The 12764-nt window shown below is 59.2% G+C and carries 13 protein-coding genes; 10 read left to right on the top strand and 3 right to left on the bottom strand.

The genetic code is table 11. The annotated features are described in order from the left end of the window. Positions 1 to 300 precede the first annotated feature (300 nt). Positions 301 to 1650 (top strand): NCS2 family permease, encoded by a 1350-nt coding sequence (locus ACM6IT_RS11325; RefSeq protein ID WP_008048392.1) that lies wholly within the window; start codon positions 301 to 303, stop codon positions 1648 to 1650. Positions 1651 to 1722: 72 nt separating this feature from the next. Next, positions 1723 to 2349 carry a LysE family translocator gene (locus ACM6IT_RS11330; protein ID WP_223542321.1) on the top strand — a complete coding sequence of 209 codons (627 nt, stop codon included), beginning with the start codon at positions 1723 to 1725 and terminating at the stop codon, positions 2347 to 2349. A 179-nt stretch (positions 2350 to 2528) separates the two neighbouring features. Here ACM6IT_RS11330 and uraH read toward each other — a convergent pair whose 3' ends face one another. Together uraH and ACM6IT_RS11340 are read right to left on the bottom strand one after the other, a co-directional pair. Further along, complete coding sequence (gene uraH / locus ACM6IT_RS11335; protein WP_008017679.1) at positions 2529 to 2882, bottom strand: hydroxyisourate hydrolase; 354 nt, start codon at positions 2880 to 2882, stop codon at positions 2529 to 2531. Between the two features lie 121 nt (positions 2883 to 3003). After that, positions 3004 to 3150 carry a hypothetical protein gene (locus ACM6IT_RS11340; RefSeq protein ID WP_414913147.1) on the bottom strand — a complete coding sequence of 49 codons (147 nt, stop codon included), beginning with the start codon at positions 3148 to 3150 and terminating at the stop codon, positions 3004 to 3006. A 166-nt stretch (positions 3151 to 3316) separates the two neighbouring features. On the opposite strand from ACM6IT_RS11340, the gene puuE reads away from it, so the two are divergent. From puuE to ACM6IT_RS11380, 8 genes are all read left to right on the top strand, one after another. After that, on the top strand, positions 3317 to 4243 hold the full coding sequence (gene puuE, locus ACM6IT_RS11345) for an allantoinase PuuE (protein WP_108218982.1): 927 nt from the start codon (positions 3317 to 3319) through the stop codon (positions 4241 to 4243). After that, positions 4240 to 4755, top strand: a complete 516-nt coding sequence (gene uraD / locus ACM6IT_RS11350) for a 2-oxo-4-hydroxy-4-carboxy-5-ureidoimidazoline decarboxylase (RefSeq protein ID WP_056721807.1) — start codon at positions 4240 to 4242, stop codon at positions 4753 to 4755. The genes puuE and uraD overlap by 4 nt, the downstream gene beginning before the upstream one ends. A gap of 90 nt (positions 4756 to 4845) precedes the next feature. Further along, a complete protein-coding gene (gene alc, locus ACM6IT_RS11355; protein ID WP_409078466.1) occupies positions 4846 to 5841 on the top strand; it encodes an allantoicase in 996 nt (331 codons plus the stop codon). Positions 5842 to 5981: 140 nt separating this feature from the next. Further along, the gene (locus ACM6IT_RS11360) at positions 5982 to 6485 is read left to right on the top strand and encodes an ureidoglycolate lyase (protein ID WP_007993087.1); all 504 of its coding nucleotides are present in this window, start codon (positions 5982 to 5984) and stop codon (positions 6483 to 6485) included. Between the two features lie 50 nt (positions 6486 to 6535). Continuing rightward, positions 6536 to 7840: a urate hydroxylase PuuD gene (locus tag ACM6IT_RS11365; protein WP_414918018.1), complete on the top strand. Its 1305-nt coding sequence runs from the start codon at positions 6536 to 6538 to the stop codon at positions 7838 to 7840. A 214-nt stretch (positions 7841 to 8054) separates the two neighbouring features. Continuing rightward, complete coding sequence (locus ACM6IT_RS11370) at positions 8055 to 9413, top strand: nucleobase:cation symporter-2 family protein (RefSeq protein ID WP_414913145.1); 1359 nt, start codon at positions 8055 to 8057, stop codon at positions 9411 to 9413. Between the two features lie 87 nt (positions 9414 to 9500). Next, complete coding sequence (locus ACM6IT_RS11375) at positions 9501 to 10286, top strand: DUF5020 family protein (RefSeq protein WP_056721798.1); 786 nt, start codon at positions 9501 to 9503, stop codon at positions 10284 to 10286. A gap of 377 nt (positions 10287 to 10663) precedes the next feature. Then, positions 10664 to 11449: an outer membrane protein OmpK gene (locus ACM6IT_RS11380; RefSeq protein WP_056721796.1), complete on the top strand. Its 786-nt coding sequence runs from the start codon at positions 10664 to 10666 to the stop codon at positions 11447 to 11449. Positions 11450 to 11565: 116 nt separating this feature from the next. Here the strand turns inward: ACM6IT_RS11380 and ACM6IT_RS11385 are convergent, their stop codons facing one another. Beyond that, positions 11566 to 12738: a patatin-like phospholipase family protein gene (locus ACM6IT_RS11385; RefSeq protein WP_056721794.1), complete on the bottom strand. Its 1173-nt coding sequence runs from the start codon at positions 12736 to 12738 to the stop codon at positions 11566 to 11568. Positions 12739 to 12764: the final 26 nt, after the last annotated feature.

The raw sequence follows: 12764 nt of genomic DNA on the forward strand, positions 1-12764 counted from the left end.
GCGAGCAAGCCCGCTCCCACAGGTTTCGATTCGGTCAAAAAATATGCGCAGATCCGCCGCTTCCTGTGGGAGCGGGCTTGCTCGCGAAGGCGTCGGAACAGGCGATATATCCCTAAAGCCAAACTTTTCGTAAACAAAATCAAAAACATTATTTGCTTTCTTTGTATACAAAAGCATAATCCACTTCGTGCGAGTTCCTGACCAAGAGGTCAACAAATTCGCAAGTGCCTCAAAGGGCCGCTGCCACCCTCATGGGTCCGGCCCTGGAAATAACAATAAAACTCTTGAGGAGTATTCGCTGTGGAAAGCCGCAAATCCGAAGCATCGACGCTGGATCTCTCGCCGCCATTACGCAATGGCTTGCTGGAACGTCTGTTCAAACTCAGCTTGCACGGCACCACGGTGAAGACCGAGCTGATCGCCGGTCTGACAACCTTCATCACCATGGCTTACATCATTTTCGTCAACCCCAACATCATGGCCGACGCCGGGATCGATCACGGTGCGGCGTTCGTCGCCACCTGCATCGCCGCGGCCCTGGGTTGCCTGTTGATGGGCCTGTACGCCAACTGGCCGGTCGGCCTGGCACCGGGCATGGGGTTGAACGCCTTCTTCACCTACACCGTGGTCGGCACCATGGGCTACAACTGGGAAACCGCCCTCGGCGCGGTGTTTGTGTCCGGTGTGTTGTTCATGATCCTGACCTTCTCGCGGATCCGCGAATGGCTGCTCAACAGCATCCCGGTCAGCCTGCGCTTCGCCATGGGCGCCGGCGTGGGTCTATTCCTGGGGCTGATCGGCCTGAAAACCGCGGGTATCGTCGTCGATAGCCCGGCCACACTGATCAAGCTCGGCTCCCTGCGCGAACCTGGCCCGCTGCTCGCCGCCGTGTGCTTCCTGATGATCTCCATCCTCAGCTATCACAAGGTGTTCGGCGCGATCCTCATCAGCATCATCACCGTGACCCTCGCTGGCTGGGGTCTGGGCCTGGTGCACTACGAGGGCATCATGTCGGCTCCACCGAGCCTCGCACCCACCTTCATGGCCATGAACGTCGCCGGCGTGTTCAACGTCAGCATGATCAGCGTGGTCCTGGCGTTCCTCTTCGTACATATGTTCGACACCGCTGGTACCTTGATGGGGGTTGCCCAGCGCGCCAACCTGGTCGGTGCTGACGGCCGCATCGAAAACCTCTCCCGCGCCATGAAAGCTGATAGTGCTTCAAGCGTATTCGGCGCGGTAGTCGGCGTTCCGCCGGTCACCAGCTACGTGGAAAGTGCCGCTGGTGTAGCTGCGGGTGGTCGGACTGGTCTTACCGCAGTGACCGTAGGTGTGCTATTTATTGCAGCCATGTTCTTCGCCCCCCTGGCCGGGATGATTCCTGCCTATGCAACCGCGGGTGCACTGATTTATGTAGCGATGCTGATGATGGGCGGCATGGCCCATATCGAATGGGACGAAGCCACCGACAGCATTCCGGCGATTGTCACCGCAATCATGATGCCGCTGACCTTCTCGGTCGCCGACGGTATCGCACTGGGCTTCATCACCTACGTGGCGCTGAAGGCCGGTACCGGCAAGTACAAGGAAATTTCCGTGAGCCTGTGGGTGCTCTGCGCGATCTTCATCGCCAAGTTCATCTTCTTGTAAGCCACACGCGGTACACGCTTGAAAACAGCCTCACCCCGTCGGGTGGGGCTTTTGTGCAAATGGAGAAAAGTGATGAGTCTGGAAACCTGGCTGCTGTTCAGCGGCGCTGCGCTGATAGTGATCCTGATCCCGGGGCCGCTGTCGTTGCTGATGATCAGCAACAGTCTGAATTACGGCCTGCGCCGCTCTTACCCGGCCTTTCTGGGCGGCGTATCGGCCTCGATCTGCCTGCTCAGTGCATCGGCGCTGGGCCTGGGTGCGTTGTTGCTGGCGTCGGAACAGCTGTTCAGTGCCCTGAAGATACTTGGCGCCCTTTACCTGTTCTACCTCGCCTGGCAGAGCTGGCAGCAATCGCGCCAGCCTTCCCACGGCGCTGAAGTGCCACAAGCCGCGCCGGTGCCACGCTTTCGCGCACTGTTCGGGCGTGCGTTCATGCTGGGCGCAAGCAACCCGAAAGACATCCTGTTCTTCGCCGCTTTCCTGCCGCAGTTCCTGAGTGCCGAACAGCCGTTCCTGCCGCAGTTGCTGGTGATGATTGTCACTTGGACACTGCTGGATCTGGCCTGCAAGTTGGCTTATGGCCTCGGCGCCCATGGTGCGGCGCGATATCTGCGCAGTGGCAAGGGGCAGAGCTGGTTTAACCGGATCAGTGCAGGGTTGTTCAGTGGCGCGGGTGCAGCGTCCCTGCTGAGCCGCTAAACAGCAAGATCAAAAGATCGCAGCCTTCGGCAGCTCCTACGCGGGATATGTAGGAGCTGTCGAAGGCTGCGATCTTTTGACTTTTTCACAGACGAAAAAAAGCCCGCAGTGTGAGCGGGCGAAAGACCAAAGAAGCTATATGCGCAGTCGCTTCCAGGGTGCAGCTGCTGCCTGGGGGATCAGCTGCCGCGGTAGGTGGAGTAGCTGTAAGGCGAAATCAACAACGGCACATGGTAGTGATCCTGCTCGGCGGAGATGCCAAAACGCAGCACCACCACATCAAGAAATGCAGGCTCCGGCAGCTTGACGCCACGGGCGCGGTAGTAATCGCCCGCATGAAACTGGACCTGATAGACCCCGGTGCGGTAGTCATCGCCTTGCAGCAGCGGCGCATCGACACGGCCATCGCTGTTGGTGACGGCAGTGGCGACCAATTCCAGCTGCGATCCTTCAACGCGGTACAACTCGACCTTGATCGAGCTGCCCGGGCAACCGTGTGCTGCGTCCAAAACGTGTGTAGTCAAACGTCCCATTGATTCTGCGCGCCTGCCTGCGTGGAGCAGTCAGACTTCGCGCCTCCCGAAGTCAGTTGAAAAGGAGACCGCACCGATTCGGAGCACGAAAAGCTGCGGCGAGCGACTGATTAAGACACTTTTAAAGAAAATTGTACACAATAAAAACGACATTTTTCCCATCACCCTCGCCATCTGCATATTTGCCGTCGATTTCCCGCCGAACCGCACAACCTATAAGCCCTTCAATCAATAATTGACCAGTCAGGCAGATTTCTTGCAGGCTCACGCCAATAGCAGTAAAAGATGACAGTCGGTGAAAAATGCGAAAAATCAGGCTTACAAAGCGAACATAAAGTTGTATACAATCAGCCCATCGCTGTGACGCCAGCCTGCCATCCAGTTTTCAGCTGCGTCACACCAACCGTCATCATCGAATAAGAAGGAAGCCTGCAGTGAGCGCTGACTACCCACGCGACCTGGTCGGTTACGGCAGTAACCCTCCTCACCCCCACTGGCCGGGCAATGCCCGCATTGCCCTGTCGTTCGTACTCAATTACGAAGAAGGCGGCGAGCGCAACATCCTGCACGGTGACAAAGAATCCGAAGCCTTCCTCTCGGAAATGGTTTCTGCCCAGCCGCTGCAAGGCGCGCGCAACATGAGCATGGAATCCCTCTACGAGTATGGCAGCCGTGCCGGCGTGTGGCGGATCCTGAAGCTGTTCAAGGAATTCGACATTCCGCTGACCATCTTCGCCGTGGCCATGGCCGCCCAGCGCCACCCGGACGTGATCCGCGCCATGGTCGATGCCGGCCACGAGATCTGCAGCCACGGCTATCGCTGGATCGACTACCAGTACATGGATGAAGCCCAGGAACGCGAGCACATGCTCGAAGCGATCCGCATCCTCACCGAAATCACCGGCGAACGCCCACTGGGCTGGTACACCGGCCGCACCGGCCCGAACACCCGTCGCCTGGTGATGGAAGAAGGTGGTTTCCTCTACGACTGCGACACCTACGACGACGACCTGCCCTACTGGGAACCGAACAACCCGACCGGCAAGCCGCACCTGGTGATCCCGTACACCCTGGACACCAACGACATGCGCTTCACCCAGGTCCAGGGCTTCAACAAGGGCGACGATTTCTTCGAATACCTCAAAGACGCGTTCGATGTGCTCTACGCCGAAGGCGCGGAGGCACCGAAAATGCTCTCGATCGGCCTGCACTGCCGCCTGATCGGCCGTCCGGCGCGTCTGGCTTCGCTCAAGCGCTTTATCGAATACGCTAAAAGTCATGAACAGGTGTGGTTCAGCCGTCGCGTCGACATCGCGCGTCACTGGCAAGAAACCCACCCGTACACAGGGGCTGCCAAATGAGCACCTTTCAAACCGTCAAACCTTCGAGCCTGAGCCGCGACGCCTTTGTCGCCGCTTTCGCCGACATCTACGAACATTCGCCATGGGTGGCCGAGAAGGCCTTCGACCTGGGCCAGGACGCTTCGATCGACGAGATCGAAACCCTGCACCAGCGCATGAGCGACATCCTGTTGAGCGCCGATCACCAAAGCCAGCTGGCTTTGATCAACGCTCACCCGGACCTGGCCGGTAAAGCTGCCGTCCAGGGACAATTGACCGAAGCCAGCACTAATGAGCAGGCTGGCGCCGGTATTCACCAATGCACGGCCGAAGAGTTTTCTCGCTTCACCGAGCTGAACGACGCCTACAAAGCCAAGTTCAAGTTTCCCTTCATCATGGCGGTAAAAGGCAGCAACCGGCATCAGATCCTCGCAGCGTTCGAAACGCGCATCCACAACTCGGTCGAGACCGAATTCAAATGCGCGCTGGCGCAGATCAACAAGATCGCCCTGTTCCGATTACTGACCCTATAGCAAGCCTGGCCTGAGCGGATTCAAGAACGCCGAAACCGCCAAGGGCCTCGCAAGCATCCCAAGCCACTTATTTAAAGGCAGACAAGAAGAATGAAAGCTTACGCCGTACCTTTCGAGAAGTTCGTCAACCTGGCCGATGCCCGCCTGGGCACCAAGATCATCTCGGTCACCGATGACTGGTTCGCAGACGCCAACCGTCTGTTCCAACCGACCCCGGCCGTATGGAAGGAGGGCGTGTTCGATGACAACGGCAAGTGGATGGACGGCTGGGAATCGCGCCGCAAGCGCTTCGAAGGCTTCGACAGCGCTGTGATCCGCCTGGGCGTACCGGGTTCGATCAAGGGCGTCGACATCGACACTTCATTCTTCACCGGCAACTTCCCGCCGTCGGCGTCCCTGGAAGCCTGCTTCCTGGCTTCGGGCGAGCCAGATGACAACACCCAGTGGACTGAAGTGCTGTCCGCCGTCGAGCTGCAAGGCAACAGCCACCACTTCCACGAAATCAACAACGACCAGGCGTTCAGCCACCTGCGTTTCAACATCTATCCGGACGGTGGTGTTGCCCGTCTGCGCGTGTACGGCATTCCGTTCCGCGACTGGTCCGCTGTCGGCGACAACGAGCAAGTCGACCTGGCCGCTGCCCTCAACGGTGGCCGCGCCCTCGCCTGCTCCGACGAACACTTCGGCCGCATGAGCAACATCCTCAACCCGGGCCGTGGCATCAACATGGGCGATGGCTGGGAAACCGCACGTCGTCGTACTCCGGGCAATGACTGGGTCATCGTCGCGTTGGGCCACCCGGGCGAGATCGAGAAAATCATCGTCGACACCCTGCACTTCAAGGGTAACTACCCGGACACTTGCTCGATCCAGGGCGCGTTCGTGAAGGGCGGCACCGACAGCCAGATCGAAACCCAGTCGCTGTTCTGGCGCGAACTGCTGCCAAGCCAGAAGCTGGAAATGCACGCCGAGCACACCTTCGCCGAGCAGATCAAGGCGCTGGGCCCGATCACCCACATCCGCCTGAACGTGTTCCCGGATGGTGGTGTGAGCCGCCTGCGTGTACTGGGCAAGGTCGCGAAGTAATGCTGAGCCTGTAGGAGCTGCCGTAGGCTGCGATCTTTTGATCTTGATCTTACAAAGCAAAGTCAAAAGATCGCAGGCTGCGCCAGCTCCTACAGGTAATGCGGTAAACCGAACATACATTTGAAGAAAAGAAGAACAGCATGCGCACACTGACGATTGAACCGCTGACCAAAGAAGCCTTCGCCCCTTTCGGTGACGTGATCGAAACCGACGGCAGCGATCACTTCATGATCAACAACGGTTCGACCATGCGCTTCCATAAACTGGCTGTGGTCGAAACCGCAAAGCCTGAGGACAACGCGATCATCAGCATCTTCCGCGCCGACGCGCAGGACATGCCGCTGACCGTGAGCATGCTGGAACGCCATCCGCTGGGCAGCCAGGCTTTCATACCGCTGCTCGGCAACCCCTTTCTGATCGTGGTCGCGCCACTTGGCGATGAACCTGTATCAGGCTTGGTCCGCGCCTTCGTCACCAACGGCAGGCAGGGCATTAATTACCATCGCGGCGTTTGGCACCACCCGGTGCTGACGATCGAAAAGCGGGATGACTTCCTGGTGGTTGATCGCAGTGGCACAGGCAATAACTGCGATGAGCATTTTTTCAAAGAGGATGAGCGTTTGATCCTCGCCCCCCACCAATAAGAGAAGGTCTGATCACTCGACAACAGAGTGACAGGCGAGAGGTAAAGACTGTGGAAGCACATCTGTTGGAATGGCTGAACCTGAGCGTGCGCTGGGTTCACATGATTACTGGCGTGGCCTGGATCGGTGCGTCGTTCTATTTCGTATGGCTGGAAAACAACCTCAACCGGGTCAACCCGAAAAGCGGTCTGGCTGGCGACTTGTGGGCAATCCACGGTGGCGGTATCTACCACCTGGAAAAATACAAGCTGGCTCCACCGACCATGCCGGACAACCTGCACTGGTTCAAATGGGAAGCCTACTTCACCTGGATGTCGGGTATCGCGCTGCTGTGCGTGGTGTTCTACTCCAACCCGACGCTTTACCTGCTGGCTCCGGGCAGCTCCCTGAGCGGTCCTGAAGGCGTACTGTTGGGCATCGGCTCGCTGTTCATCGGCTGGTTCGTCTACTCCTTCCTGTGCGACTCGGCCCTGGGCAAACGCCCTGCCCTGCTAGGTGGAATCCTGTTCGTCCTGATCATCGCCGCGGCCTACGGCTTCAGCAAAGTGTTCAGCGGTCGGGGTGCGTACCTGCACGTTGGCGCGATCATCGGCACCATCATGGTCGGCAACGTGTTCCGCATCATCATGCCGGCGCAACGCGCACTGGTAGCGGCGATTGCCGAGAACCGCACGCCGGATCCGGCGCTGCCGGCCAAAGGCCTGCTGCGTTCGCGCCACAACAACTACTTCACCTTGCCGGTGCTGTTCATCATGATCAGCAACCACTTCCCGAGCACCTACGGCAGCCAGTACAACTGGTTGATCCTGGCCGGGATCGCGGTACTGGCGGTGTTGGTGCGTCACTACTTCAACACCCGTCACGACAGCCACAAGTTTGCCTGGACCCTGCCGGTGGCAGCGGTGGGCATGATCTGCCTGGCTTATGTGACCGGTCCGAAGCCGATGTCCAGTGCCCCTGAAGTGGCCAAGGCACCCGCTGCAATCGAATACCAGCCGCTGCCGGAAACCGCAGTGGGCGGTGGATTGAAACCTGCTGAAGCCAAACCTGCACAAGCGCCAGCCGCCGCTCCGGCTCAGGCATCCAATGCCGGCCCGGGTTTCGACAAGGTGCACAGCGTGATTCAGGAGCGTTGCGCGGTCTGCCATTCGGCCAAACCGACCAGCCCGCTGTTCAGCGCGGCCCCGGCCGGTGTGATGCTGGACACTCCCGAGCAAATCCGCCAGAACGCACCGCGGATTCAGGCGCAAGCCGTCACCAGCCAGATCATGCCACTGGGCAACATCACGCAGATGACCCAGCAGGAACGTGACCTGATCGGTGCCTGGATTGTGCAGGGAGCCCAGACCAACTAAGCAACACAAAAGCCTGTGTCTAGCGGGCTTTTGTGGCGAGGGAACTTGCTCCCGCTGGACTGCGCAGCAGTCCCCTGCTCTTAAGGTAAAGAGCGGGGCCGCTTCGCGCCCCAGCGGGAGCAAGCTCCCTCGCCACAGATCCACCTGATTCGAATACAGCTGCCGGTAGCACTGCAGCTGTAAATCACAAGAATAAAAAGATCTGAGGTGTTGCATGTCCGAGCTATCCGCAGCGCGCATCCCCGACGCACCCGCCATTCAGCGTTTGCCCCTCTTGCAACTGATCCTGGTCGGTTTGCAGCATGTTCTGCTGATGTACGGTGGTGCCATCGCGGTACCGCTGATCATCGGACAGGCCGCTGGCCTGAGTCGTGAAGAAATCGCCTTCCTGATCAACGCCGATCTGCTGGTGGCGGGTATTGCCACTATCGTCCAGTCCCTCGGCATCGGCCCCATGGGCATTCGCATGCCGGTGATGATGGGCGCCAGCTTCGCCGCCGTCGGCAGCATGGTCGCCATGGCCGGCATGCCCGGTATCGGCCTGCAAGGGATCTTCGGCGCGACCATCGCCGCCGGGTTCTTCGGCATGCTCATCGCCCCGTTCATGTCCAAGGTCGTGCGCTTCTTCCCGCCGTTGGTGACCGGCACGGTCATCACCTCGATCGGTTTGTCGCTGTTCCCCGTGGCCGTGAACTGGGCCGGCGGCGGTGCCAGCGCCGCTCAATTCGGTTCACCGATCTATCTGGCCATCGCCGCACTGGTGCTGGGTACCATTTTGTTGGTGCATCGCTTCATGCGGGGTTTCTGGGTCAACATCTCTGTCCTGATCGGCATGTGCCTGGGCTACGTGCTCTGCGGCCTGATCGGCATGGTTGACCTCAGTGGCATGGCCCAGGCGCCATGGCTGCAATTCGTCACACCGCTACACTTCGGCATGCCGAAATTCGAACTCGCGCCGATCCTGTCCATGTGCCTGGTGGTGGTGATCATTTTCGTCGAGTCCACCGGGATGTTTCTGGCGCTGGGCAAGATCACCGGCCAGGAAGTCTGCCCACGGATGTTGCGTCGCGGCTTGCTGTGCGATGCCGGCGCCTCGTTCTTCGCCGGTTTCTTCAACACCTTCACCCACTCCTCCTTCGCCCAGAACATCGGCCTGGTGCAAATGACCGGCGTGCGCTGCCGTTCGGTGACCATCGTTGCCGGCGGGTTGCTGATCGTGTTGAGCCTGCTGCCCAAAGCCGCGTTTTTGGTGGCGTCGATTCCTCCGGCAGTACTGGGCGGCGCAGCAATTGCGATGTTCGGCATGGTCGCCGCCACCGGGATCAAGATTCTCCAGGAAGCCGACATCGGTGACCGCCGCAACCAACTGCTGGTGGCGGTGAGCATCGGCATGGGGCTGATCCCGGTTGTACGCCCGGAGTTTTTCGCCCACCTGCCCGTGTGGATGAGCCCGATCACCCACAGCGGCATCGCCATGGCCACCCTCAGCGCGCTGACGCTGAACTTGCTATTCAACATCCTTGGTGGCGCCGAACGCGCGGCCATCAACGACTGCCACGCTCACACCCATTGATCTGACGGATAACCAAGGGGGCCTGCCTGTGGCCAGCCCCCTGGCCACAACCTGCGCCTCAAAAATAAAAACAAGAGGGAGCAACAGATGATTCGGACACAAACCAACCTGCTGTTGAGCGCTGGCCTGCTGGCCGCGAGCCAGGCCATGGCCGGCGATCTACTGCTGTGGCAGACCAACAGCCTGAGCTACCTGTATGGCAAGGATTTCGTGGTCAACCCGCGCATCCAGCAGACGATAACTTTCGAGCACGCCGACCGCTGGAAATACGGCGACAACTTCATGTTCATCGACAGCACCTACTACAACGGCGAGCAGGACCGAAACAAAGGCGTTCATGCCTATTACGGCGAGCTCAGTCCGCGCCTGTCTTTCGGCAAGATCCTCGACCGCCGTTTCGAATTCGGCCCGATCAAGGACGTGTTGCTGGCCATGACCTACGAGAACGGCGAAGACGACACCGAGGCCTACCTGATCGGGCCCGGTTTCGACCTCGCGGTTCCAGGCTTCAACTTCTTCACCTTGAACTTTTATTACCGCCAGACCGAAGGCTCGCGCCCCGGCGATGACGTCTGGCAGATCACGCCGGCCTGGTCCTACACCCTTCCATTGGGCAACTCGAACCTGCTGATCGACGGCTACATGGACTGGGTCGTAGATAACGACCAGAACTCGCACGGCACTTATCACGCCAACCTGCACTTCAACCCGCAAATCAAGTACGACCTGGGCAAGGCCATGGGCTGGCGGGAAAAACAGGTATACGTCGGCGTCGAATACAGCTACTGGAAAGACAAGTACGGCATCGAAAACAGCTCCAACTTCGACACCAACGAAAACACCACCAGCCTGCTGGTGAAGGTGCATTTCTGATGCTGCCCCGCAACCGTGCCCCAAGCCTGTCGTCGGTGCGCCGTTGCGGAGCACTTGAGACCTGGCCGAGGAGTCAGTATTCTCCGCGGCCGCCCGAATCCGGTTTAAAAAAAAGCCCGGATTTAAAACCTGACCAAAAAGCCAACTTATCCCGGCTCTGGCAGGCACCAAGGCACTCCAAAACCCCTCTCAATCGACCGCTCTTGAGCCGCCGAGCGGGAGTTTTTTTGCTTTCTGAAAGCCTTGGCCCAGCTCTTGCTAACAGCATCAAAGCTGACCGAATGGATGATTTTTTACCGCTACAGAAAAAGGCGCCACACCAGAGCGCCGACCTTAAAAAAATAACGTGGAACCACCTACTTTTTGGGAGCAACCGAATGAAACGTACGTGCACTAGCCTGATGCTGGCGGGATCGATGCTGGCCGGGGGCCAGGCCATGGCCGGCGATTTGCTGCAGTGGCAGACCAACAGCCTGACCTACCTCTATGGCAAAGACTTCCAGGTCAACCCGCGCATCCAGCAGACGGTGACCTTCGAACACGCCGATGGCTGGAAGTACGGCGACAACTTCTTCTTCATCGACAAAATCTTCTACAACGGCAAGGAAGACCACTTCGCGGGCGAGAACACCCATTACGGCGAACTCAGCCCGCGCCTGTCGTTCAACAAAATCTTCGACCAGAAGTTCGAATTCGGCCCGATCAAGGACGTGCTGCTGGCCATGACCTACGAGTTCGGTGAAGACGATACCGAGTCCTACCTGATCGGCCCTGGTTTCGACCTGGCCATCCCGGGCTTCGATTACTTCCAGCTGAACTTCTACAACCGCCACACTGAAGGCGACCGCCCGGGCGACAACATCTGGCAGGTCTCGCCGGTCTGGTCCTACACCATTCCGGTGGGTGGCTCGGACGTGCTGATCGACGGCTTCATGGATTGGGTGGTCGACAACGACGTCAACAGCAAAGGCGAGTACCACGCCAACCTGCACTTCAACCCGCAGGTCAAATACGACCTGGGCAAGGCGCTGAATCTGGGTGCCAAGCAGCTGTACGTCGGTGTCGAGTATGACTACTGGAAAAACAAGTACGGGATTGAAGACAGCCAGGGCTTCAAGACTGATCAGAGTGTGACCAGTTTCCTGGTCAAGGTTCACTTCTGATTTAAGAAGCTTCGCGAGCAGGCTCGCTCACAGTGGAACCTTGTCGAACACAAACTTTGTATACGACGAAAATCCCCGTGGGAGCGAGCCTGCTCACGAAAGCCTTACTACAAGTCTCAAACCGAAAGCACGGGCTCTTCCAACCCCAGAAACCGGCACAATTCCCCGCGCTTGGCCAACGCATCCCGTCGCCCCAGTTCGATCAACTCGCTGCAATACCCCGCCTCGAACAGCAGGTAACTCAGCACCCCCGCCCCGCTGGTCTTGGTCGCACCCGGCCCGCGCAGAAACAGGCGCAATGCCGCCGGCAATTCCTGGCGATGGCGCGCGGCAATCTCGTCGATCGGCTGACTCGGTGAAATCACCAATACGTCCACCGGTGCCACGCCCAATGCACGGGTCGGCGTGCCGTCGGGCATCAGGTGACTGAACTGGTTCAGGCGCTGCAACAGCTCGATATCGCTTTCCAGGCTGTCAATGAACGTACTGTTGAGCATGTGCCCGCCGATCTGCGCCAGGGTCGGCTGCTGACCGGTGTAGCTACGCAACAAGGGTTGTTGCGGGTCCACTCCGCGGGGGTTGCCACTGACGCCCACCACCAGCACCCGACTGGCGCCCAGATGCAGCGCCGGACTGATCGGCGCCGACTGACGCACCGCGCCATCACCGAAATACTCTTCGTCGATTTTCACCGGGGCGAACAGCAGCGGAATAGCCGAACTGGCGAGCAGGTGTTCAACGGACAACCGCGTGGGAATGCCGATGCGTCGATGGCGCAACCAGGCATCGATCTTGCCGCCGCCCTCATAGAAGGTGACTGCCTGGCCGGACTCATAGCCGAAAGCTGTGACCGCCACCGCATGCAATTGCTTCTGCGCGATCGCTTCGGCGATGCCACCCATATGCAGCTTGTCGTTGAGCAGATCGCGCAACGGAGAACTGTTGAGCAGCGCCACCGGCACCTGGGCACCAATACCGAGCAAACTGTGGCTGACAAAGCGACTGGCCTGGCGGATCACCCCGGGCCAGTCGCTGCGCAACACCAGATGACTGCGAAAGCCCTGCCAGAAGGCCGTCAGGCGTTCGATGGCGTTACGAAAGTCCATTGCCCCGCTGGCGAGGCTGACGGCGTTGATCGCGCCCGCCGAGGTGCCGACAATCACCGGAAACGGATTGCGGGCCCCCGGTGGCAGCAATTCGGCAATCGCCGCCAGCACCCCGACCTGATAGGCCGCCCGAGCCCCGCCACCGGAAAGAATCAACCCTGTTACCGGCTCAACTGGACTCATCGCAACACTCCATGGTGCTTGGGAAA

The sequence above is a fragment of the Pseudomonas sp. IT-P4 genome, from assembly GCF_949767755.1.
Lineage (GTDB): Bacteria > Pseudomonadota > Gammaproteobacteria > Pseudomonadales > Pseudomonadaceae > Aquipseudomonas > Aquipseudomonas monachiensis.